Source organism: Variovorax sp. 10N412, assembly GCF_056394985.1.
Map to the genome: position 1 here is coordinate 175,132 of NZ_JBFTIO010000007.1, position 21,816 is coordinate 196,947.

Sequence of the window (21,816 nt, forward strand, 5' to 3'; positions counted from 1 at the left end):
ATCGTTTCAGTCGCTGAAATGCGGCGTGGCTACAATCGTGCCTCATTTTTCAGCAGCCGAACGCGCACCGCTCCCCTTCCAAATGACCTTGCAGATCGGCACCCACACGCTGGAAAACCGCCTGTTCGTCGCGCCCATGGCCGGCGTGACGGACCGGCCTTTCCGCATGCTGTGCCGTGAACTGGGCGCGGGCTATGCGGTCAGCGAGATGGTCACCTCGCGCAAGGAACTCTGGGGCACGCTGAAGACCTCGCGCCGCGCCAACCACGACGGCGAGCCGGGCCCCATCGCGGTGCAGATCGCCGGCACCGACGCGGCGATGATGGCCGAGGCCACGGTCTACAACATCGAGCGCGGTGCGCAGATCATCGACATCAACATGGGCTGCCCGGCCAAGAAGGTCTGCAACAAGTGGGCCGGCTCGGCGCTGATGCGCGACGAGCCGCTGGCGCTCGAAATCGTGCAGGCCGTGGTCGATGCCGCGCAGCCTTTCAACGTGCCGGTCACGCTGAAGATGCGCACCGGCTGGAGCCACGACCGCCGCAATGCGGTGAAGCTGGCGCGCGACTTCGAATCGGCCGGCGTGCAGATGCTCACCGTGCACGGCCGCACGCGCGAGCAGGGCTACAAGGGCCATGCCGAGTACGACACCATCGCGGCGGTGAAGGCCGCGGTGCGCGTGCCGGTGGTGGCCAACGGCGATATCCGTTCGCCCGAGAAAGCGCGCGACGTGCTCGCGGCCACCGGCGCCGACGCGGTGATGATCGGGCGCGCCGCGCAGGGCCGGCCCTGGATCTTCGGCGAGATCGCGCACTTCCTGGAAACCGGCACGCACCGTGCACCGCCGCTCGTGGTGGACGTGCGCCGCCTGCTGCTCGACCATCTGGTGGAGCACTACGCGCTGTACGGCGACTACAGCGGCGTGCGCACGGCGCGCAAGCACATCGGCTGGTACGTGAAGACCTTGCCCGATGGTGAGGCGTTCCGCGCGCGAATGAACACCATCGAAGACTGTGCGGCGCAGCTGCGCGCGGTCGGCGACTATTTCGACGGGCTGGCGGACCGCATGGCGCGCATGCCCGAACAACACGAGGCGGACGAAGAACTGTCCGGTGAAGAGGAGGCGGCTTGCGCCGTCGATTGAGAGAGAAGAGAAGAAAAGCAATGAGCAAGAAACACATCGAGGACTGCGTGCGCACCAGTCTGGACAGCTACTTTCGCGATCTGCGCGGCACCGAACCCGACGGCATGTACGAAATGCTCGTGCGCGTGGTCGAGAAACCCCTGCTCGATGTCGTCATGACGCGCGCCGAAGGCAACCAGTCGAAGGCCGCGCAATGGTTGGGCCTGAATCGCAACACCCTTCGCAAGAAGCTGGTCGAACACAAACTTTTGAAATAACTCCACGGCACATCCATGGCTCAGACTGCACTCATCTCCGTTTCCGACAAGACCGGCGTTCTCGAATTCGCCCAGGCGCTGCATGCGCTGGGCATCAAGCTGCTGTCCACCGGCGGCACCGCCAAGCTGCTGGCCGACGCCGGGCTGCCGGTGACCGAGGTGGCCGACCACACCGGCTTTCCTGAAATGCTCGACGGCCGCGTGAAGACGCTGCACCCCAAGATCCACGGCGGCCTGCTGGCGCGCCGCGACCTGCCCGCGCACGTGGCGGCCATCAAGGAACACGGCATCGACACCATCGACCTGCTGGTGGTCAACCTGTACCCGTTCGAAGCCACCGTGGCCAAGCCCGGCTGCACGCTGGAAGACGCCATCGAGAACATCGACATCGGCGGCCCGGCCATGGTGCGTAGCGCGGCGAAGAACTGGAAGGATGTGGGCGTGCTGACCGACGCGTCGCAGTACGCGGTGGCGCTGGCCGAACTGAAGGCCGGCGGCAAGCTCAGCGACAAGACCAAGTTCGCGTTCTCGGTGGCCGCGTTCAACCGCATCGCCGACTACGACGGCGCCATCAGCGACTACCTCTCGGCCATCGATTTCGACGCCAGCATCGGGCAGGCCGCGCCCACGCGCTCGCTGTTCCCGGCGCAAAGCAACGGCCGCTTCGTGAAGGTGCAGGACCTGCGCTACGGCGAGAACCCGCACCAGCAGGCCGCGTTCTACCGCGACCTGTACCCGGCACCGGGTTCGCTGGTGTCGGCCAAGCAGTTGCAGGGCAAGGAGCTCAGCTACAACAACATCGCCGACGCCGATGCCGCGTGGGAATGCGTGAAGAGCTTCGACGTGCCGGCCTGCGTGATCGTCAAGCACGCCAACCCCTGCGGCGTGGCGGTGGGCAAGGACGCGGCCGAGGCCTACGGCAAGGCCTTCAAGACCGACCCGACCTCGGCCTTCGGCGGCATCATCGCCTTCAACCGCCCGGTCGACGGCGCCACCGCGCAAGAGATCGCCAAGCAGTTCGTCGAAGTGCTGATGGCGCCGGGCTACACGCCCGAGGCGCTCGAGGTGTTCCAGGCCACCAAGGCCAAGCTGAACGTGCGGGTGCTTGAAATTGCGTTGCCCAAGGGTGGCGCCAGCGACTGGGACAACGGCCGCAACGCCATGGACGTGAAGCGCGTCGGCTCGGGCCTGCTGATCCAGACCGCCGACAACCGCGAGCTCGCGGCCAGCGACCTCAAGGTGGTGAGCAAGAAGCAACCCACGCCGCAGCAGCTGCAAGACCTGCTGTTCGTCTGGAAGGTCGCCAAGTACGTGAAGAGCAACGCGATCGTGTTCTGCGCCAACGGCATGACGATGGGCGTGGGCGCCGGCCAGATGAGCCGCCTCGACTCCGCGCGCATCGCCAGCATCAAGGCCGAGCACGCAGGCCTGTCGCTGAAGGACACGGCCGTGGCCAGCGACGCCTTCTTCCCGTTCCGCGACGGCCTCGACGTGGTGGTCGATGCGGGCGCGAGCTGCGTCATCCAGCCGGGCGGCTCGATGCGCGACCAGGAAGTCATCGATGCCGCCGACGAGCGCGGCGTGGTGATGGTCTTGTCGGGCGTGCGCCACTTCCGGCATTGACCGGGCTTCTTCGGCTTCTTTCAAGAACACCGCGGAACCGGCTTTGCCGGGCCGGTGGTGTTGCCCCCGCTAGGGGGAGGCGAAGCGACGCGAAGTGCGCGCAGCCTGGGGGCGGGCCTATTCCCCGAACCGGTACTTCAGCTGGAAAGTGATGGCGCCGTAGAGGCGGTTCTTGATGGTCGGCACATAGGCGATGTTCAGGCCCCAGTTCCTGCCCTCGATGGCCGCCGTCGGAAGGATGGCCGGAAACCAGTTGCCGTTGCGGTAGTTGGGGTAGCCGTCGAAGCCGCCCACCACCGCGCCGAACTTCACACCGTAGAACTCGAAGGGCAGCACGTACAGCCCGACGTAGTTCGACTGCCGGCGGTCGCTGTTGCGAAAGGTGCCCGCCGTGACGCGGTAGGTGTCGCTCAGCGGGTACTCGATGCCGAAGCCCTGGTTGACGTTCTCCAGCCCCTTGCCGCCGTCGAAGTGCGCCGAATAGAAGCCGGGGTTGACCCAGATGTTCTTCGGGTCGAAGGCGGACTGCGCAAGCGCCAGGCCGGGTAGAAGAAGAGCGGAAAGAGCAACACTCGCTACCGGCAGCAGGCGCAGGGCGTTCATGGACTAAGGCGTTCTGAAAATCTCTCGTGCCGCTTCTATGGTGGCTGCGATATCTTCCTCCCCGTGCGCTGCGCTCACGAAGCCTGCCTCGTAGAGCGCGGGGGCAATATACACGCCGCGATCGAGCAAACCGTGAAACAACGCATTGAACCTGGCGTTGTCGGTTGTCATCACGGTGGCATAGTTTTGCGGCAGGTCCTTCATGAGGAAAAAGCCGAACATGCCGCCTTCGCTGTCGGCGTTGAAGGGCTGGCCTTCGGCGGCCGCCGCGGCCTTCAGGCCGTCGACCAGCGAGCGCGTTTTCTTGCCGAGCGCTTCGTAGAAGCCGGGCTTGGCAACCTCCTTCAGCGTGGCCAGGCCGCAGGCCGTGGCCACCGGGTTGCCCGACAGCGTGCCGGCCTGGTAGACCGGGCCCTGCGGCGCGAGCTGTTCCATGATCGCGCGCGGGCCGCCGAATGCTGCCAGCGGCATGCCGCCGCCGATGACCTTGCCCAGCACCGTGAGGTCGGGCTTGATGCCCAGCACGCCTTGCGCGCCGTGCAGGCCCACGCGAAAGCCGGTCATCACCTCGTCGAACACCAGCAGCGCGCCGTGCTTCGTGCAGAGCTCGCGGCAGCGTTGGGCGAATTCGGGCGTGGCGCGCACGAAGTTCATGTTGCCGGCAATGGCTTCGATCATCAGGCAGGCGATGTCGTTGCCGTGCAGCGAGAAGGCGTCTTCAAGCTGCTGCAGGTTGTTGTACTCGAGCACGATCGTGTGCTGCACCACTTCGGGCGGCACGCCGGCCGAGGTCGGGTTGCCGAAGGTGGCCAGGCCGGAGCCGGCCTTCACCAGCAGCGCGTCGGCATGGCCGTGGTAGCAGCCTTCGAACTTGATGATGCTCTTGCGTCCGGTGGCGCCGCGCGCCAGGCGCAGGGCGCTCATGGCGGCCTCGGTGCCCGAGCTCACGAGCCGCACCATTTCCATGGACGGCACCAGCGCGAGGATGGCTTCGGCCAGTTCGATCTCGCGTTCGGTCGGCGCGCCGTACGAGAAGCCTTCGAGCACGGCCTTCTGTACCGCCTCGACCACGGCGGGGTGGCCGTGGCCCAGGATCATCGGACCCCAGGAGCCGATGTAGTCGATGTAGCGCTTGTCGTTGGCATCCCAGAAGTAGGCGCCTTGCGCCCGCTTGATGAAGCGTGGCGTACCGCCCACGGCCTTGAAGGCGCGCACGGGCGAGTTCACGCCCCCGGGAATCACGGCGCGGGCGCGCTCGAAAAGAATGTCGTTCTGGTCAGTCATCGGTATCAGTGTCGAGTGTCGTGGGGGGGCAGGGCGAAGTCCTGCGGGACATCGGGTTCGTCGCCATCGTCTTCGTCGTCTTCGGGCTCGGCCCAGAACAGGCGGTCGGGCAGCACATGGCCCATGCCGGGGCGAAAGCCCGCGTCGAGGCAGCGGTCCATATAGGCCAGCGCCTCGGAGGTGGCCGCCACCAGGTCGGTGCCGCTGGCCAGCAGGGCGGCCAGCGCGGCCGACAGGGTGTCGCCGGCGCCGGCGAAGACGGCCTCGAGCCGTTCGTACTTCTCGCTGACCAGCACCGACTGCGGCGAGGCCAGCACGTTGTCGAAGAACTGTTCGGGCAGCACCATGCCGGTCACCAGCGTGTAGGGCACGCCGAACTCCCCGGCGGCCTTGGCGATGTCGCGCGCGCCGGGCGGGCGCTCGCCGCTCCAGTCAGGCAGCAGCCAGCGCCACAGGGTGCTGTGGTTTCCAACCAACACCGTTGTCTGGGGCAAAACCAGCTCGCGAAATGCGTCCAGGTAGGGCTCGATCAGGTTCTCGTCCCACCACGACAGGTTGGGCATGTAGGCCACCACGGGCACCTCGGGATAGTCCGCCGCGGTCTCGGCGATGGTGCTCAGTGCCTCGGGGGAGCCGGCGAAGCCGACCTTGATCAGCTGCACCTCCACGTCTTCCAGGATGGCGCGCGCCTGCTCCGCGATGGCCTCTTCGTCGAAGGGAAAGTGGTCGAAGATCTCGGCCGTGTCCCGGGCGTAGGCGCCCGTCACCACGGGCAGGATGTGTGCGCCCACCGACGCCATGGCCAGCGCGTCGGCGCCCAGGCCGCCCGCCCCGCTCGGATCGCTCGCATTGAACACCAGCACGCAGGGGGGATTCAGGTCGCGCTCGGACACCTCGCCGTCGTCCTGCGAGGGGTCGTTAAGATCGCCCGGTTTGCGGGCGTTATCTGCTGGAAGTAGGTAGATGGTCATACGCCGGGCTGAATCCCCTGGATGGTGGCATAGGCGCGACGTTTACGGTCGGCCAGTGAGATACGCATAGATACACTCGTTGCATTTAATGAACAAGGACTTTAAGCTCCGATGAATACGAAAACTTGGATGTGCCTGATTTGTGGGTGGATCTATGACGAAGCGGTTGGTGTGCCGGAAGACGGCATCGCGGCAGGCACGGCCTGGGCTGATGTTCCGATGAACTGGACCTGTCCTGAGTGCGGTGCGCGCAAGGAAGACTTCGAAATGGTTGAAATCTGAAAGCATGGCATAGATAGAGCTACGCGGTCTGCGTCGATGTTCGGCGCGGCGGGCTTCCAAGTCTCATGAGCAGGAGCATTTGCAATGGGCCCGAATGGATCAGGTTACAAGGTGCTTGTCATCGATGACAGCAACACCATCCGGCGCAGTGCCGAGATTTTTCTGAAGCAGGGCGGGCACGAGGTTCTTCTCGCGGAAGACGGCTTCGACGCGCTCTCCAAGGTGAACGACCACAAGCCGCATCTGATTTTCTGCGACATCCTGATGCCGCGGCTCGACGGCTACCAGACTTGCGCCATCATCAAGCGCAACGCGCATTTCTCCAACGTGCCGGTCGTCATGCTGTCCTCGAAGGACGGCGTATTCGACAAGGCGCGCGGCCGCATGGTCGGCTCCCAGGACTACCTGACCAAGCCCTTCACCAAAGACCAGCTGCTGCAGGCCGTGCAGCAGTTTGGCATCGTTCAACAGGAAGCGCAGTGATGCCCATTCGAAAAATCCTCGTCGTCGACGACTCCAAGACGGAACTGATGTTCCTGTCCGACCTCCTCCAGAAGAACGGCTTTGCCGTCAAGACCGCCGAAAACGCCGACGACGCCATGCGTCGCCTCGAGGAAGAGCAGCCCGACCTGATCCTCATGGACGTGGTCATGCCCGGCCAGAACGGCTTCCAGCTCACGCGTGCCATTGCCCGCGACCCGAAGTACGCGGCGATCCCGATCATCCTGTGCACGAGCAAGAACCAGGAAACCGACCGTGTCTGGGGCATGCGCCAGGGCGCACGCGACTACATCGTGAAGCCGGTCAACGCGGCCGATCTGATGTCCAAGATCAGCGCGCTGGTCTGAGCGAGAGACCTTCGAGTCCATGGCGAATCGCGACGCTCTGAGAGCCTTCCAGTCCCGGCTGGCGAGCCGCCTGCAGGCGGCTCGCACCACGGGCGTGGCGGCCACGTGGCTGGCGGTCGAGGCGGGCGAGGGCAAGTTCCTCTTCCCGCTGGGACACGCCGGCGAAATCTTTCCCTGGACGCCGCCCCAGCCCGTGCCCTACACGGAACCCTGGTTTCTCGGTGTGGCCAACCTGCGCGGCGGCCTCTACGGCGTGGTGCAGCTGTCGGCCTTCGCCGGCGGCCCGCTCACGCAGGCCCCCACCGAGGCGGCGCGCATCCAGTCGCGGCTCGTTGCGTTCAACGAGCTGCTCGAAGTCAACTGCGCATTGCTGGTCGACCGACTGGCGGGGTTGCGGGGCGCGGAGGCCTTCACGGCGTCCGAAGCCCCGGGCGCAGACGCACCTGCCTGGCACGGGCATCTGTACACCGACGCGGCAGGGGAGCGCTGGCAGGAAATCAACCTGCAGGCGCTTTCGCAGCAACCCCAGTTTTTGAGTATTGGTGCGTAGTGCCCTGGCACGCCGTACCGGAAACCACCTGAAGGACCGACCGTGAGCTCGATCGCCGACAAGTTCAAGAAATTACTGCCCCCCAACAACGGCCACGACAAGGCCCGCGTCGACGGCTCCGGTTCCACGCTATCGATCGACAACGTCGATACGGTCCAGGTCCCGGACGAGAAAACCGTGCGCCTCGCCAGCAAGGGCAGTGCCTCCGCGCCCACGGACACCAGCTTCGGCGACCTCGACCTGCCGGGCGGCGGCGACGCCGCCAACGAGCCGGCCGCCGCGGTGATCGACCCCGCGCCCGCCGCCTCGGGCGGCAGCGTGGGTGCCAACCCGGCGAAACAGCAGCGGATCCTGGCCATCCTGCTGGCCGTGGTCGTGCTGCTGCTGCTGCTCGTGGCAGGCTCCGCCATTCTTCGCGCGGAACGCCTCGCCCAGCAGGTGGCGGCCACCGGCCAGTCGCTGATGCAATCGCAGCGTCTCGCCAAGTCCATCTCGCAGGCCCTCGTCGGCAGCGCCTCGGCGTTCGTCGAAGTGAAGGAAAGCTCCGACGACCTGTCCCGCCGCGTGGCGGGCCTGACCAACGGCGACGACTCGCTGCGCCTCGAACGTGTGGGCAACCAGTACGACGAGGAGATGAACAAGATCAACCCTCTGGTCACCCGTGCCGACGCCAGCGCCAAGGCCGTGCTGGCCCAGCGCCAGATCCTGACCCAGGTGGGTGCCGCCTTGCGCGACATCAACCAGCAGTCGTCCACGCTGCTCGAAATGACGGAGACCGTCGCGTCGCTGAAGATGCAGCAGAACGCCACGCTGCCCGAAATCTCGGCTGCCGGCCAGCTCGTGATGCTCACGCAGCGCATCGGCAAGTCGACCAACGAGTTCTTCACGGTCGAGGGTGTGAACCCCGACGCCGTGTTCCTGCTGGGCAAGGACCTGAACACCTTCCAGGAAACCACCCGCGGCCTGCTCGACGGCAATGCGCAGCAGCGTTTCCCCGGCTCGCGCGACCCGCAGACGCGCGAACAGCTCGAATCCATCCTGAAGACCTACGAGCAGATGCGCACGCAGGCCTCGGCCATTTTGGGCAACCTGCAGGGCCTGGTGGCCGCGCGTGAAGCGCAGGCGTCGATCCTGACCGACAGCGAACCCCTGCGCAAATCGCTCGGCGACCTGCAGGACAAGCTCTCCGCCCGCACCGGCCTGGGCGCCGGCACCATCGTGCTGCTGTTCGTGCTGTCACTGGCCGCCCTGGCACTGGCCGGCGCCATCGGTTTCGTGCAGGTGCGCGAAGGCCGCGAACGTGCCGCCGTCGCCGAACGCGAACGTCTGGCTGCCGAACAGGCCTCCGACGAGGCCGGCCGCGTGAACAACGCCAACCAGGCCGCCATTCTCCGGCTGATGAACGAACTGCAGACAGTGGCCGAAGGCGACCTGACGCAGGAAGCCACCGTGACCGAGGACATCACCGGCGCCATTGCCGACTCGGTGAACTACACGGTGGAAGAACTGCGCCTGCTGGTGGGCAACGTGCAGAACACTGCCACCCGCGTGGCGCAGACGACTTCGCAGGTGGAAAGCACCTCGACCGAACTGCTGGCCGCCTCGACCGAACAGCTGCGCGAGATTCGCGAAACCGGCCAGTCGGTGCTGACCATGGCCGAGCGAATCAACGGGGTGTCCTCGCAAGCGCAAGAGTCCGCCACGGTGGCGCGCCAGTCGCTGCAGGCCGCGTCCTCGGGCCTGCAGGCTGTGCAGAACGCCATCGGCGGCATGAACTCCATCCGCGACCAGATCCAGGAAACCTCCAAGCGGATCAAGCGCCTGGGCGAGTCGTCGCAAGAGATTGGCGAAATCACCGAGCTGATCTCGGACATTACCGAACAGACCAACGTGCTGGCGCTGAACGCCGCCATCCAGGCCGCATCCGCCGGTGAAGCCGGCCGAGGCTTCTCGGTGGTGGCCGAGGAAGTGCAGCGACTGGCCGAACGCTCCGCGGACGCCACGCGCCAGATTTCGGCGCTGGTGAAGGCCATTCAGACCGACACCCAGGATGCGGTGGGCGCCATGGAGCGCTCCACGCAGGGTGTGGTCGAAGGGGCCAAGCTGTCCGACAACGCAGGTACCGCGCTGACCGAGATCGACCGCGTGTCGCGCCGCCTGGCAGACCTGATCGAGCAGATTTCGCAGTCCGCCTCCCGCGAAGCCGATTCGGCCAACGTGGTGGCAGCGAACATCCAGCACATTTTTGCCGTGACGGAACAGACCGGCGAAGGCACGCGGACCACCGCCCAGCAGGTGCGCGAACTCTCGCAGATGGCTGAAGAACTGCGCCGCTCGGTGGCTCGCTTCAAGATTGCCTGACCCCAGACAGATAAGAACGGCGAGCACCCAACGTGTCGATCCAAACCCCTGCCACGGCCCCTCTTGCCGGCACCGTGCCGGCCACCGAAGACCTCGGGCCGCTGGCCTGGGTGCTGGGAGAAATCCAGAAATCCCTTGACGGTGTGGGCAAGTCGTTGCGGCGCTTCGTGCGCGACGTGGGCACCGCCGCCGAGCCCGAGAGCGGCCCGCTGCAAATGGCCCGCCTGCAACTGCACCAGGCCGTCGGCGCGCTGCAGATGGTGGGACACCCGTCGCCCGCGCTGGTGCTCGGCGCCATCGAGTTCGCGGTGCAGGGCTTCATTGCCGAACCGCAGCGCTGCACCGACGCCGCCGTGCTCAAGATCGAACGCGCCGGTTTCGCCGTCACCGATTTCCTCAACGCCCTGCTGGCCGGCAAGTCCGTGTCGTCGGTGGCGCTGTTTCCCCAGTACCGCGACGTGCTGGAGCTGGTCGGCAACGAACGTGTGCACCCGGCCGACCTGTGGAGCACCGCGTGGCGCTGGGTCGAGGTCAAGCCTGCACTGACGCAGGCTGCCATCGCGTATGAGCCGTCCGTGCGCTCGCGGCTGGACCGCGAGGTGCTGCAGCTCGTCAAGACCGGCGACGTGCAGGCCGCGCGGCGGCTGCATGCGCTGTGCCTGGGGCTCGGGCGCGGTGCGCTGCTGCCGCGCGTCGCGAGCTTCTGGACCCTGGCCGCCGGCTTCTTCGAAGCGCTGGCCGCCGGGCTGATCGCCCCCGATTCCTACGTGAAGCGTGCCGCTTCGCGCGTGCTGCTGCAGTACGCCACGCTCGCGCGCGGCGACAGCGTGGTGTCCGACCGCCTGGGCCAGGACCTGCTGTTCTTCTGCGCGCAGGCCGTGCCCGCCGACGGCGACGACACCGCCACGCTGCGCGCCGTGCGCAGCGCCTGGGGCATCGCCGGCGAGCCGCACATCGACTACAACGCCGAGCAGTTCGGCCGCTTCGATCCGCTGGTGCTGCAACAGGCGCGCAAGCGCATCGAGACCGCCAAGGAAATGTGGTCGGCGCTTTCGGGCGGCGACATCACCCGCACGCGCCAGGTGGCCGACACCTTCGCGCAGCTGGGCGAGTCCCTGCACAAGCTGCATCCGCCGAGCCAGCCGATGGTGCAGGCGCTGACCCACGCGGTCGAAGCGTCCCTGCGCTCGGGCCAGGCGCCGGGCACCGAACTCGCGATGGAGGTCGCCACCTCGGTGCTGTACCTGGAGGCCGCGCTCGAGGACCTCGACCCGAGCGACCCCCAGCTCACCTCCCGCACCCTGCTGCTCGCCGGGCGCATCGAACGTGTGCGCGACGGCGGCCATTCCGAGCCGCTCGAGCCGTGGATGGAAGACCTGTACCGCCGCGTGAGCGACCGCCAGACCATGGGCACCGTGGTCGACGAGTTGCGCAGCCACCTGAGCGAACTCGAGAAGTCGCTCGACCAGTATTTCCGCCGGCCGGCCGAAAAGGGCCTGCTGGGCACTGTGCCCACGCAACTCATGCAGATGCGCGGCGTGTTCTCCGTGCTCGGCCTCGACCAGGCCGCGCTCACCGTGCAGCGCATGCGCGACGACGTCGAGGCGATGCTCGTCAGCACCTCGCCGGCCGAGGAAATGGCCGGCTTCGACGCGCTGGGCAACAACCTGGGCGCGCTGGGTTTCCTGATCGACATGCTGGGCTACCAGCCCGCACTGGCCAAGCGCCTGTTCGTGTTCGACGCCGAAGCCGGCGAACTCAAGCCGCTCATGGGCCGCCAGTCCACCGACAGCACGGCCACCGACAGCGCCGCACAGAGCCAACCACCGGCCGCCGCCGCCGTGCTCAGCATCGAGGAAGTCGACGCCCAGATCGCGTCGAAGCTCGCCGCGCTGGCCACGCCCAACCGCAAGGCCAAGGTCTCGCCGATCGAAGAGTTCAGCAACAAGGCCGACAGCTGGACGAACAAGATCTCCGGCCCGTCGGCGCTGCCCGACACCGAAGTCACCGAGCTCGAAGAAGACGACCTGCAGAACATCTTCCTGGACGAAGCCCGCGAAGTGGTGGAAGCCGGGCTGGCCGCCATTGCAGAACTTGCCAGCTACCCGGACGACACCGAAGAACTCACGATCCTGCGGCGTGCATTCCACACGCTCAAGGGCAGCTCGCGCATGGTCGGCCTCACCGACTTCGGCGACGCCGCCTGGTCGCTCGAACAGGTGGTCAACACCTGGCTGGCCGACCAGCGCGCCGCCACGCCGGAACTGCTGTCGGGCACCGAAAGAACGCTGAAGGACTTCAGCCAGTGGGTCGAAGCCATCGCTTCGGGGCAAGCCCACGGCTGGCAGGCCGCGCAGTTCAGCCGCGTGGCCAACGCGCTGCTGGCCGGCGAGCCCGTGCCACCGCCGGTGCGCCTGGCCGATGCGGATGCCCTGGCGGTCGCCGCGCGCCATATCGCAGCGGAAACGCCGGCGCCTGCGCCTGCGGCCTCGTTGCCGCCGCTGCCCACCTTGCCGGACCTGCCCGATCTGTCGCTGACCGAGGACGTGCCTGCGCCCGCCCCGGTTGCTGCACCGGCCACGCCCGAGTCGTTCGAGACCTTCGCCTGGCAGGAGCCCGAGAAGTCCGCCGCGCTCGAAGCCGACGACGACTTCGCCTCGACCGACTTCCAGGATTTCGATTCGAAGCAGACCACCGAGCCGGCACCGCTGCTCAGCCTGCCGAGCGGCGACGAGTTCGATTTCCTGGCCCCCGCCAGGAAGCCCGCGCGCCCTGAGCCCGTGGCCTTCCAGCCCGAGCCGGAACCCGAGCCCATCGACGCGGCTCCCGAAGTCATCGAAGCGACCCTCCCGACCGAGACGGCCTTGCCCGACTTCGACTGGGAGCCCGAGCCGCTGCCCGTTCAGGCCGCCGAGCCCGAAGTCATCGAAGCCGCGCAGCCACCGGCCGACGAGCCCGTGCAGGCGCCTGTCGAAACGATCGATGAAGCGCCTGCAGAAGCGCCCGAGCCGTTGCTGGCCATCGCGCCGGAATCCGAACCGGAGCCGGTGCCTGAAGCCGTGTTCGAACTGGAACCCGAGCCGGAGCCCGCACCCGCGGTCGCCGAGGTGGTCGTGCCCATCTTCGAGGCCCCCCCGGCACCCGTCGAGGCGCAGATCCTCGTCGCCGAAGAAGCGCCCGAACCGGTGGTTGCGGCCGCCCCGGCCGAGCCTGCCGAGCCGGTCACGCAAGACATCGCCGTGTCAGCCAGCGCCGAAGACCAGGTCAAGGTCATCGGCCCGCTGCGCATCGGCATCGCGCTTTACAACGTCTACCTCAACGAGGCCGACGAGTGGTCGCGCCAGCTGGCGAACGACGTGGGCGAGTGGGCGCTGGAATCGCACGAACGCCTGCCCGACTCGACCGTGGCACTGGCCCATTCGCTGGCCGGCAGTTCGGCCACCGTGGGCTTCCACAGCCTGTCGGGCATGGCCCGCCTGCTCGAAGCCGCGCTGCAGCACCTGCAGATGCAAGGCAGCGGCACGCGTGAACAGGGCCTGGTGCTGGTCGCCGCCGCCGACGAACTGCGTCGCCTGCTGCACCAGTTCGCGGTCGGCTTCCTGCGCGATCCGGCCGAAGGCACGTTGCAGGCGCTGCGCGACATCGCCGCCTCGCCGATGCCCACCGAAATCGCCATGCGCGCCGAAGTCCGGCCGCCGCAACAGGTGGTGGTGCACGACAGCGTGGCCGACGTGGCGCTGGACGATTCCGAAGACGCCATCGACCTGGCCGACGCGGTCGACATCGACCTGTTCCCGATCTTCGAGGAAGAGGCCGCCGATCTGCTGCCGCAACTGGGCGAGGCCCTGCGCCAGTGGGCGCACCACCCCGACGACAGCGCGCCGCGCGCGTCGGTGCTGCGCACGTTGCACACGCTCAAGGGCAGTGCGCGCCTGGCCGGCGCCATGCGCCTTGGCGAGCGTGCGCACCGCATGGAGTCCGAGATCGAAGTCCTGGGCTCCCAGGGCGCCGAACGCGCCGACATCGAAAAATTGCTCGCGCGCCTCGACGCCCTGCAGGCCACGTTCGACGCGTTGCGCGCGGCGGACGACGCAACGCAGGTCGAGCTGGCGCAGATCGTCGCCTCGGCAACCGCTTCCGTGCCGGCCGCCCAGCTGGTGCAGGTGGCGCACGACGCATCCGTGCCGGCCAACGACGAAACTGCGGAGCCGCTGAGCGGCGACGCGGACGAAGCCGCCGACATCGATGCCGCCGCCCCGGCCATGCTGCAGCCGCGTCCCGCGCCGGCCATGCTGCAGCCGCTGCGCACCGCGACCGGCCAGGCCGTGCGCATCCGCACCCAGCTGCTCGACCGCCTGGTCGCGCAGACCGGCGAGGTCATCATCACGCGTTCGCGCCTGGAGGCCGAACTGGGCCAGCTGCGCGGCTCGCTCGCCGACCTCACGGGCAACCTGGACCGCCTGCGCCAGCAGCTGCGCGACATCGAAGTGCAGGCCGAAAGCCAGATGCAGTCCCGCCTGGCGCAAGCCAAGGACTCGCAGCAGAGCTTCGACCCGCTGGAGTTCGACCGCTTCACCCGCGTGCAGGAACTCACGCGCATGATGGCCGAGTCGGTGAACGACGTGGCCACCGTGCAGCGCACGCTGCAAAAGACGGTGCAGGCCACGGAAGACGACCTCAGCGTGCAGGCGCGCCAGACGCGCGAACTGCAGCGCGGCCTGCTGCGTACCCGCATGGTGGAGTTCGAGGGCATTTCCGACCGCCTGTACCGCGTGGTGCGCCAGGCTTCGAAAGACACCGGCAAGCAGGTGCGCCTGGACATCGTCGGCGGCTCCATCGAGATGGACCGCGGCGTGCTGGAACGCATGACGCCCGCCTTCGAGCACCTGCTGCGCAACTGCGTGGCGCACGGCATCGAGAGTGCGCAGGCACGCGAGCAGGCCGGCAAGGACGCCAGCGGCCTGATCGTCATCGAGCTGCACCATGAAGGCAACGACGTCTCGGTGAGCTTCCGCGACGACGGCGCCGGCCTCGACCACCAACGCATCGCCGAGCGTGCCCGCACGCTGGGCCTGCTGGGCCACGACCAGGACCTGTCGCCCGAAGAAGCCACCGAGCTGATCTTCAAGCCCGGCTTCTCGACCGCCGGCCAGGTGTCCGAACTTGCCGGCCGCGGCATCGGCATGGACGTGGTGCGCTCGCAGATCGCGGCGATCGGCGGACGCATCGAAACGCACAGCGCCGCCGGCCAGGGCACCACCTTCAAGCTGGTGCTGCCGCTCACCACCGCCGTGACGCACGTGGTGATGCTGCGCGCGGGCGAGGTGTCGATCGGCGTGCCGTCGAACCTGGTGGAGCTGGTGCAACGCGTGAGCGCCACCGACCTCCAGTCGGCCTACGAGCAGAACAGCCATCCCTTCGGCAGCGAACAGGTGCCGTTCTACTGGGCCGGCGCGCTGCTGCAGCACTCCACCCGCAGCGAACAGGTGGCCAGCAGGAGCAACACGCTGGTCGTGGTGCGAAGCGCGGCGCAGCGCGTCGCGCTGCACGTGGACGAAGTGCTGGGCAACCAGGAAGTCGTGGTGAAGAACCTCGGCCCGCAGCTCGCTCGTTTACCCGGCCTGGCCGGCATCTCGGTGCTGGCGTCGGGTGCGGTGGCGCTGATCTACAACCCGGTGGCGCTGGCCGCGGTGCACGGCGAGTTGGCGCGCGAGCGCCAGGCCGCCGCGCTCGCGGTGCCGGCCCATGCCACGGCCGAGGGCGATGCGCCGCAAGCGCCGGTGGCCCTGGCCCCGGTGGTGCCGCAGGTTCCGCTGGTGCTGGTGGTGGACGACTCCATCACCGTGCGCCGCGTCACGCAGCGCCTGCTGCAGCGCGAAGGCTATCGCGTGTCGCTCGCGGCCGACGGCCTGCAGGCGCTCGAGCGCCTGCAGCAGGAGCGCCCGGCGGTGGTGCTGTCGGACATCGAGATGCCGCGCATGGACGGCTTCGACCTGGCCCGCAACATCCGCGCCGACGCGGCCCTGGCCGAGCTGCCGATCATCATGATCACCTCGCGCATCGCCGAGAAGCACCGCGACTACGCGCGCACGCTGGGCGTGAACCACTACCTGGGCAAGCCCTACTCGGAAGAGGAACTGCTGCGCCTGGTGCGTGCGTACACGAGCGAACCGGCCCTGGCCGCCGCAGCCTGACGCTGGCCGTTCGGCACCGACCAGACAAAAGGGGCCGCGAGGCCCCTTTGTCATTGCTGCAGTGATGGCGTGCGCGCCCTGCTTCCGCGCACTATTTCCGCGTGCTACTTCTGCACGGCCTTTGCCCGTGCCACCCCGTAGCGCTGCAGCGTCTTCTCGCGCGCCTCGGCGTGATCCACCACCGGGGCCGGGTACGTGTCGCCCAGCTTGATGCCGGCCGCCGCCAGCTCCACCGGCGAGGCCGTCCACGGCGAATGGATGGCCGCGTTCGACAGCCCCGCCAGCTGTGGCAGGTAGCGGCGGATGAACTTGCCCTCGGGGTCGAAGCGTTCGCTTTGCGTCACCGGGTTGAAGATGCGGAAGTAGGGCTGCGCGTCGCAGCCGCTGGAGCTGGCCCATTGCCATCCGCCGTTGTTGGAGGCCAGCTCGAAGTCGTTCAGGTGCGTGGCGAAGTAGGCCTCGCCGCGCCGCCAGTCCAGCCCCAGGTCCTTGCACAGGAAGCTCGCCACCACCATGCGAAGGCGGTTGTGCATGTAGCCGCTCTGGTTGATCTGCAGCATGGCCGCGTCCACCAGCGGGTAGCCGGTGCGGCCCTGGCACCAGGCCTCGAACAGCTGGTCGGCGTGCTTGCCGTGATGCCACTGGATCTTGTCGTACTCGGGCCGGAAGCTCTTCGACTCGCCGTTCGCGTGCACGTGCGGGAAGTGCGCCAGGATCTGGAAGTAGAAGTCGCGCCAGATCAGCTCGCTCAGCCACGTTGCCGCCCCCGCGTTGCCCTGCAGCGAGAGCTGGTGCGCCACGCTGGCCAGCTGGCGGATCGACACCGTGCCGAAGCGCAAATGCACGCCCATGTAGCTGGGCCCGCGCACCGCCGGAAAGTTGCGCGCGTCGTCGTAGCGGTCGATGCGCTCGAAAAAGTCTTCGAACAGCGCGCCCGCACCCTGGGTGCCGGTGGGAATCTCCAGCGCCGAGAGGTTGGTCTTCTCGAAGCCGATCTCGCGCAGCGTCGGCACCGGCTCGCCGTAGGCCTGGGGCGAGGGCGCCAGCGCGTCGGCGTGGCTGCACACCGGGTACGGCTTGAGGAAGAAGGAATCCACCTTGGCCAGCCAGGCCCGCTTGTACGGCGTGAACACCGTGTACGGCTGGCCGGTCTTGGTCATGACCTCGTCGCGGTCGAAGACGGTGGCGTCCTTGTAGGTGTGGAAGGTCACGCCGGCATTGGCCAGCGCGCCGAACACCTTGGCGTCGCGCTCCAGCGCCTCGGGCTCGTCGTCGCGGTTGGCGAACACGGCCTGCACGTCGAGTTCGCGCGCCAGCGCCGGAATTTCGTGCGCCGCCGTGGCGTGCCGCACGATCAGCCCGCCGCCGAGCGCGCGCAGCTCGGCTTCGAGCGCCACCAGCGATTCGCGGATGAACTCGACGCGCCGGTCGGCGCTGGGCAGCAGGTCCAGGATCGCCTTGTCGAAGACGAAAACGCACACCACCTGGCGGCAGGCGCGAAGGGCGCGGTAGAGGGCAGCGTTGTCGTCCACGCGCAGGTCGCGGCGGAACCACATGAGCCCTTTGGGATAGGTCTTGTCGACGGCCAGTAAAATCGGAGGCATATGGCTGCCGATTCTGCCCCGATGAACCTCACGCATCACTTTTTGATAGCGATGCCCGGGATGGAAGACAAAACTTTCAACCGCAGCGTCGTGTACCTCTGCGAACACAGCGAGCGCGGCGCGCTCGGCCTGGTGATCAACAAACCCAGCGACATCAACCTCAAGGTGCTGTTCGAAAAAATCGAGCTGCACCTGTCCCGCCCCGAGCTGGGCGAGGCCCTCGTCTTCCAGGGCGGCCCGGTGCAGACCGAGCGCGGCTTCGTGCTGCACGAACCGGTCTTCACGCAGGCCGAGAAGCCCGAGGAATCGGTCTACGCCTCGACCATGTCCATCCCCGGCGGGCTCGAAATGACCACCTCCAAGGACGTGCTGGAGGCCCTGGCCACCGGCGCCGGCCCGCGCAAGGTGCTGGTGTCGCTGGGCTACGCCGCCTGGGGCGAGGGCCAACTGGAGTCCGAACTGGCCGAAAACAGCTGGCTCACCGTGGGCGCCGACCCGGCCGTGATCTTCGACACGCCGGTCGAGCAGCGCTACGACAGGGCGCTGCTGCTGCTGGGCCTGGAGGCCTGGAAGCTCTCGCCCGACGCGGGGCACGCGTGAGCGCCGTGGTCATGCCTGACGTGCCCGATCCCGTTCCCGTCGCCCCCGCCGTTCCCGCCCCCGCCGTCGTTCCCGCCCATTTCCAGTCCTTCCTGGCCTTCGACTTCGGCCTGAAGCGCACCGGCGTGGCCAGCGGCAACCGGTTGCTTCAAACCGCCACCCCGCAGGCCACCATCAAGGCCGAGGGCGATGCGCGCTTCGCGCACGTCGAGGCGCGCATCAAGGAATGGCAGCCCGACGCCCTGGTGATCGGCGTGCCCTACCACCCCGACGGCGCCCCGCACGAGAACACCCGCCGCGCGCAGAAGTTCGCGCGCCAGTTGCGCGGGCGTTTCAATCTCCAGGTGTTCGAGGTCGACGAGCGCTACAGCACCACCGAGGCCCTGTCATCGGGCGCGCGCGATGCCGATGCCGCTTCGGCCTGCATCATCCTGGAGCAATTTTTGAGGAGTCTCCAAGGATGAAGCTCTCCCCCAGGCTTCGCGCACTTCGTATCGCTTCTCCTTCCCCCTCACCGGGGGCAACACCGGTGGCCCGGCAAAGCCGGTTCCACGGTGTTCCCGGAATTTTCCTTTTTCCCTGCCTTGTCCTGGAGCAATCATGGTGAGTCCTGTCGTGCCCGACGCGGAGTTGTTGTATCTCGATCTTCTGGCCGGCGTGAAGACGCTGATGCGCCCCGAGACCAAGCTGGTCGGCATCACCTCCGGTGGCGCCTGGCTGGTCGAGCGCATGCAGAAGGACCTGGGCCTGCCCGGTGCGCCCGGCGTCATTTCTTCGGCCATGCACCGCGACGACTTCGCGCGCCGCGGCCTCTCGGCCAGCGCGCAGACCGCGCTGCCCTTCGACGTGAACGGAACCGACGTGCTGCTGCTCGACGACGTGCTCTACACCGGGCGCACCATCCGCGCGGTGCTCAACGAGCTGTTCGACTTCGGCCGTCCGGCCTGCGTGCGCCTGGCGGTGCTGGTGGACCGCGGCGGTCGCGAACTGCCGGTGGCCGCGGACTTTGCCGCCACGACGCTCACGCTGCCCGAGACGCAACTGCTCGCCCTTGCCCGCGCCGAAGACGGCGCCTTCAGCCTCAAGGTGGAGGAAAACAACTGATGCTCTACAAGCGAAATCCGCAGCTCAACAAGCATGGCGAGCTGATCCACCTGCTGTCGATCGAGGGCCTGCCCAAGGACATCGTCACGCACATCCTGGACACCGCCGCCAACTTCACCAGCGTGAGCGACCGCGAGGTGAAGAAGGTGCCGCTCTTGCGCGGCAAGAGCGTGTTCAACCTGTTCTTCGAGAACAGCACGCGCACCCGCACCACCTTCGAGATCGCGGCCAAGCGCCTGAGCGCCGACGTCATCAACCTCGACATCGCGCGCTCCTCGGCCACCAAGGGCGAGTCGCTGCTGGACACCATCGCCAACCTGAGCGCCATGGCCGCCGACCTGTTCGTGGTGCGCCACAGCGAGTCGGGCGCGCCCTACCTGATCGCGCAGCACGTGGCACCCCACGTGCACGTGGTGAACGCCGGCGACGGCCGCCACGCGCACCCCACGCAGGGGCTGCTCGACATGTACACGATCCGCCACTACAAGAAGGACTTCTCGAACCTCACGGTGGCCATCGTCGGCGACGTGCTGCATTCGCGCGTGGCGCGTTCCGACATCCATGCCCTCACCACGCTGGGCTGCGCCGAAGTGCGCGTGGTCGGCCCCAAGACGCTGGTGCCCACCGACATGGCCGGCATGGGCGTGCGCGTGTGCCACACGCTCGAAGAGGGCATCAAGGACTGCGACGTCGTCATCATGCTGCGCCTGCAGAACGAGCGCATGAGCGGCGCGCTGCTGCCGTCGTCGCAGGAGTTCTTCAAGACCTTCGGCCTCACGCCGGAGAAGCTGCAACTGGCCAAGCCCGACGCCATCGTGATGCACCCGGGTCCCATCAACCGCGGCGTGGAGATCGACTCCGCCGTGGTCGACGGCAAGCAGAGCGTGATCCTTCCGCAGGTCACTTTCGGCATCGCGGTCCGCATGGCCGTGATGAGCATCGTGGCGGGCAACGAAGCATAGACATGTTGCTCGCCCCCAGTCTTCGCGCACTTCGTGTCGCTTCGCCCACCCCCTACCGGGGGCAACACCAGTGGCCCGGCGAAGCCGGTTCCACGGTGTTTCCCTAAAAGGCCCTGACTGCCACCGGAAGAACAGACGCATGAACATCCAAATCATCAACGGCCGCGTCGTCGACCCCGCATCGGGCATCGACAAGACGGCCGACATCGCCCTGGCCGACGGAAAGATCGTCGGCATCGGCAACACGCCGGCCGGCTTCAAGGCCGATCGCACCATCGATGCCACGGGCTGCATCGTCGCCCCCGGCCTCGTCGACCTGGCCGCGCGCCTGCGCGAACCCGGCTACGAGCACGAAGGCATGCTCGAAAGCGAAATGGCCGCGGCCATTGCCGGCGGCGTCACCAGCCTGGTGTGCCCACCCGACACCGACCCCGTGCTCGACGAGCCCGGCCTGGTCGAGATGCTCAAGTTCCGCGCCGAGAAGCTGCAGGGCGCACGCCTGTTCCCGCTGGGCGCGCTCACGCGCAGCCTGGCCGGCGGCGTGCTCACCGAGATGGCCGAGCTCACCGAGGCCGGCTGCATCGGCTTCAGCCAGGCCGACGTGCCGCTGGCCGACACGCAGGTGCTGCAGCGCGCGCTGTCGTACGCCAGCACCTTCGGCTACACCGTGTGGCTGCGCCCGCAGGACCGCGACCTCGGCAAGGGCGTCGCGGCCAGCGGCCCGCTGGCCACGCGGCTTGGGCTGGGCGGCGTGCCGGTGTCGGCCGAGACCATTGCCATCTTCACCATCGTCGAGCTCATGAAGAGCACCGGCGCGCGCGTGCACCTGTGCCGCATTTCCAGCGCCCGCGGCGTGGCGCTGGTGCGCGAGGCCAAGGCGCAGGGCCTGCCGCTCACCTGCGACGTCAGCATCAACTCGCTGCACCTCGTGGACACCGACATCGGCTACTTCGACAGCCGCGCGCGGCTGAACCCGCCGCTGCGCCAGCAGGGCGACCGCGACGCGCTCTCGGCCGGCCTGGCCGACGGCACCATCGACGCGCTGGTGTCCGACCACACGCCCGTCGAAGCCGACGCCAAGACCCTGCCGTTCGCCGAAGCGGAGCCGGGCGCGACCGGGCTCGAACTGCTGCTGCCGCTGGCGCTGCAGTGGGGCGAGCGCAGCGGCGCCGGCGTGGCGCGCGCCATCGAGGTCATCACCTCGGCGCCGGCCCGTTTGCTCGCCGCGGCCGACGCGGGCACCGGCATCGGCCGGCTGGCCGAAGGCGGCGTGGCCGACCTGTGCATCTTCGACCCCGCGCTCGAATGGCAGGTGCAACCCGACGCGCTCAAGAGCCAGGGCAAGCACACGCCGTTCGCCGGCTACCCGCTGCAGGGCCGCGCGCGCCACACGCTGGTGGCCGGGCGCGTGGTGCACGGCTAGACACCC

Annotated in this window: 18 protein-coding genes; 14 read left to right on the forward strand and 4 right to left on the reverse strand. The window is 67.8% G+C overall.

The window, feature by feature from the left end; genetic code table 11:
• The first annotated feature begins 82 nt into the window (after positions 1–82).
• Genes dusB through purH form a run of 3 tightly spaced genes read left to right on the forward strand, consistent with a single transcriptional unit; the run spans position 83 to position 3,024 of the window.
• Positions 83–1,144, forward strand: a complete 1,062-nt coding sequence (gene dusB / locus AC1DJH_RS18470; protein WP_472121746.1) for a tRNA dihydrouridine synthase DusB — start codon at positions 83–85, stop codon at positions 1,142–1,144.
• A gap of 20 nt (positions 1,145–1,164) precedes the next feature.
• The gene (locus tag AC1DJH_RS18475; RefSeq protein WP_007838304.1) at positions 1,165–1,401 is read left to right on the forward strand and encodes a Fis family transcriptional regulator; all 237 of its coding nucleotides are present in this window, start codon (positions 1,165–1,167) and stop codon (positions 1,399–1,401) included.
• Between the two features lie 15 nt (positions 1,402–1,416).
• Complete coding sequence (gene purH / locus AC1DJH_RS18480) at positions 1,417–3,024, forward strand: bifunctional phosphoribosylaminoimidazolecarboxamide formyltransferase/IMP cyclohydrolase (RefSeq protein ID WP_478186671.1); 1,608 nt, start codon at positions 1,417–1,419, stop codon at positions 3,022–3,024.
• Between the two features lie 117 nt (positions 3,025–3,141).
• On the opposite strand, the gene AC1DJH_RS18485 is transcribed toward purH, so the two are convergent.
• The 3 genes from AC1DJH_RS18485 to thiD are packed head-to-tail and all read right to left on the reverse strand — an operon-like array spanning position 3,142 to position 5,882.
• On the reverse strand, positions 3,142–3,627 hold the full coding sequence (locus tag AC1DJH_RS18485) for a hypothetical protein (RefSeq protein WP_435484938.1): 486 nt from the start codon (positions 3,625–3,627) through the stop codon (positions 3,142–3,144).
• Between the two features lie 3 nt (positions 3,628–3,630).
• On the reverse strand, positions 3,631–4,911 hold the full coding sequence (gene hemL, locus AC1DJH_RS18490; protein WP_478186672.1) for a glutamate-1-semialdehyde 2,1-aminomutase: 1,281 nt from the start codon (positions 4,909–4,911) through the stop codon (positions 3,631–3,633).
• 5 nt (positions 4,912–4,916) lie between these two features.
• On the reverse strand, positions 4,917–5,882 hold the full coding sequence (gene thiD / locus AC1DJH_RS18495; protein WP_472121737.1) for a bifunctional hydroxymethylpyrimidine kinase/phosphomethylpyrimidine kinase: 966 nt from the start codon (positions 5,880–5,882) through the stop codon (positions 4,917–4,919).
• Positions 5,883–5,993: 111 nt separating this feature from the next.
• On the opposite strand from thiD, the gene AC1DJH_RS18500 reads away from it, so the two are divergent.
• From AC1DJH_RS18500 to AC1DJH_RS18525, 6 genes are all read left to right on the forward strand, one after another.
• Positions 5,994–6,164, forward strand: coding sequence for a rubredoxin (locus AC1DJH_RS18500; RefSeq protein ID WP_007838397.1), 171 nt, complete (start codon positions 5,994–5,996; stop codon positions 6,162–6,164).
• A gap of 84 nt (positions 6,165–6,248) precedes the next feature.
• Entirely contained in the window at positions 6,249–6,647 is a 399-nt protein-coding gene (locus AC1DJH_RS18505) for a response regulator (protein WP_081271091.1), read from the forward strand.
• A complete protein-coding gene (locus tag AC1DJH_RS18510; RefSeq protein WP_435436872.1) occupies positions 6,647–7,012 on the forward strand; it encodes a response regulator in 366 nt (121 codons plus the stop codon). Before AC1DJH_RS18505 ends, AC1DJH_RS18510 begins: the two co-directional genes overlap by 1 nt.
• 19 nt (positions 7,013–7,031) lie before the next feature.
• Complete coding sequence (locus AC1DJH_RS18515; protein WP_435436873.1) at positions 7,032–7,562, forward strand: chemotaxis protein CheW; 531 nt, start codon at positions 7,032–7,034, stop codon at positions 7,560–7,562.
• Positions 7,563–7,604: 42 nt separating this feature from the next.
• Entirely contained in the window at positions 7,605–9,923 is a 2,319-nt protein-coding gene (locus AC1DJH_RS18520; protein ID WP_472121734.1) for a methyl-accepting chemotaxis protein, read from the forward strand.
• A 32-nt stretch (positions 9,924–9,955) separates the two neighbouring features.
• Positions 9,956–16,117, forward strand: coding sequence for a hybrid sensor histidine kinase/response regulator (locus tag AC1DJH_RS18525; protein ID WP_478186673.1), 6,162 nt, complete (start codon positions 9,956–9,958; stop codon positions 16,115–16,117).
• 104 nt (positions 16,118–16,221) lie between these two features.
• Here the strand turns inward: AC1DJH_RS18525 and AC1DJH_RS18530 are convergent, their stop codons facing one another.
• Positions 16,222–17,721: a cryptochrome/photolyase family protein gene (locus tag AC1DJH_RS18530; protein ID WP_478186674.1), complete on the reverse strand. Its 1,500-nt coding sequence runs from the start codon at positions 17,719–17,721 to the stop codon at positions 16,222–16,224.
• On the opposite strand from AC1DJH_RS18530, the gene AC1DJH_RS18535 reads away from it, so the two are divergent.
• The 5 genes from AC1DJH_RS18535 to AC1DJH_RS18555 all read left to right on the forward strand — a co-directional run bounded on the left by AC1DJH_RS18535 (position 17,722) and on the right by AC1DJH_RS18555 (position 21,810).
• Positions 17,722–18,321, forward strand: a complete 600-nt coding sequence (locus tag AC1DJH_RS18535; RefSeq protein WP_472121726.1) for a YqgE/AlgH family protein — start codon at positions 17,722–17,724, stop codon at positions 18,319–18,321.
• 11 nt (positions 18,322–18,332) lie between these two features.
• Complete coding sequence (gene ruvX, locus AC1DJH_RS18540) at positions 18,333–18,785, forward strand: Holliday junction resolvase RuvX (protein WP_478186809.1); 453 nt, start codon at positions 18,333–18,335, stop codon at positions 18,783–18,785.
• Positions 18,786–18,921: 136 nt separating this feature from the next.
• Positions 18,922–19,425 (forward strand): bifunctional pyr operon transcriptional regulator/uracil phosphoribosyltransferase PyrR, encoded by a 504-nt coding sequence (gene pyrR / locus AC1DJH_RS18545; protein WP_472121723.1) that lies wholly within the window; start codon positions 18,922–18,924, stop codon positions 19,423–19,425.
• Positions 19,425–20,387, forward strand: a complete 963-nt coding sequence (locus AC1DJH_RS18550) for an aspartate carbamoyltransferase catalytic subunit (protein WP_435436880.1) — start codon at positions 19,425–19,427, stop codon at positions 20,385–20,387. The genes pyrR and AC1DJH_RS18550 overlap by 1 nt, the downstream gene beginning before the upstream one ends.
• 139 nt (positions 20,388–20,526) lie before the next feature.
• A complete protein-coding gene (locus AC1DJH_RS18555; protein WP_478186675.1) occupies positions 20,527–21,810 on the forward strand; it encodes a dihydroorotase in 1,284 nt (427 codons plus the stop codon).
• Positions 21,811–21,816: the final 6 nt, after the last annotated feature.

What these genes read in the sequence shown, in the direction of transcription:
- purH (WP_478186671.1), top strand. Translation starts at nt 1,417, where the DNA reads ATGGCTCAGACTGCACTCATCTCCGTTTCCGACAAGACCGGCGTTCTC.
- ruvX (WP_478186809.1), top strand. Translation starts at nt 18,333, where the DNA reads ATGCCTGACGTGCCCGATCCCGTTCCCGTCGCCCCCGCCGTTCCCGCC.
- AC1DJH_RS18510 (WP_435436872.1), top strand. Translation starts at nt 6,647, where the DNA reads ATGCCCATTCGAAAAATCCTCGTCGTCGACGACTCCAAGACGGAACTG.
- AC1DJH_RS18530 (WP_478186674.1), bottom strand. Translation starts at nt 17,721, where the DNA reads ATGCCTCCGATTTTACTGGCCGTCGACAAGACCTATCCCAAAGGGCTC.
- AC1DJH_RS18515 (WP_435436873.1), top strand. Translation starts at nt 7,032, where the DNA reads ATGGCGAATCGCGACGCTCTGAGAGCCTTCCAGTCCCGGCTGGCGAGC.
- AC1DJH_RS18485 (WP_435484938.1), bottom strand. Translation starts at nt 3,627, where the DNA reads ATGAACGCCCTGCGCCTGCTGCCGGTAGCGAGTGTTGCTCTTTCCGCT.
- dusB (WP_472121746.1), top strand. Translation starts at nt 83, where the DNA reads ATGACCTTGCAGATCGGCACCCACACGCTGGAAAACCGCCTGTTCGTC.
- thiD (WP_472121737.1), bottom strand. Translation starts at nt 5,882, where the DNA reads ATGACCATCTACCTACTTCCAGCAGATAACGCCCGCAAACCGGGCGAT.
- pyrR (WP_472121723.1), top strand. Translation starts at nt 18,922, where the DNA reads ATGGTGAGTCCTGTCGTGCCCGACGCGGAGTTGTTGTATCTCGATCTT.
- hemL (WP_478186672.1), bottom strand. Translation starts at nt 4,911, where the DNA reads ATGACTGACCAGAACGACATTCTTTTCGAGCGCGCCCGCGCCGTGATT.
- AC1DJH_RS18505 (WP_081271091.1), top strand. Translation starts at nt 6,249, where the DNA reads ATGGGCCCGAATGGATCAGGTTACAAGGTGCTTGTCATCGATGACAGC.
- AC1DJH_RS18500 (WP_007838397.1), top strand. Translation starts at nt 5,994, where the DNA reads ATGAATACGAAAACTTGGATGTGCCTGATTTGTGGGTGGATCTATGAC.
- AC1DJH_RS18555 (WP_478186675.1), top strand. Translation starts at nt 20,527, where the DNA reads ATGAACATCCAAATCATCAACGGCCGCGTCGTCGACCCCGCATCGGGC.
- AC1DJH_RS18475 (WP_007838304.1), top strand. Translation starts at nt 1,165, where the DNA reads ATGAGCAAGAAACACATCGAGGACTGCGTGCGCACCAGTCTGGACAGC.
- AC1DJH_RS18550 (WP_435436880.1), top strand. Translation starts at nt 19,425, where the DNA reads ATGCTCTACAAGCGAAATCCGCAGCTCAACAAGCATGGCGAGCTGATC.
- AC1DJH_RS18535 (WP_472121726.1), top strand. Translation starts at nt 17,722, where the DNA reads ATGGCTGCCGATTCTGCCCCGATGAACCTCACGCATCACTTTTTGATA.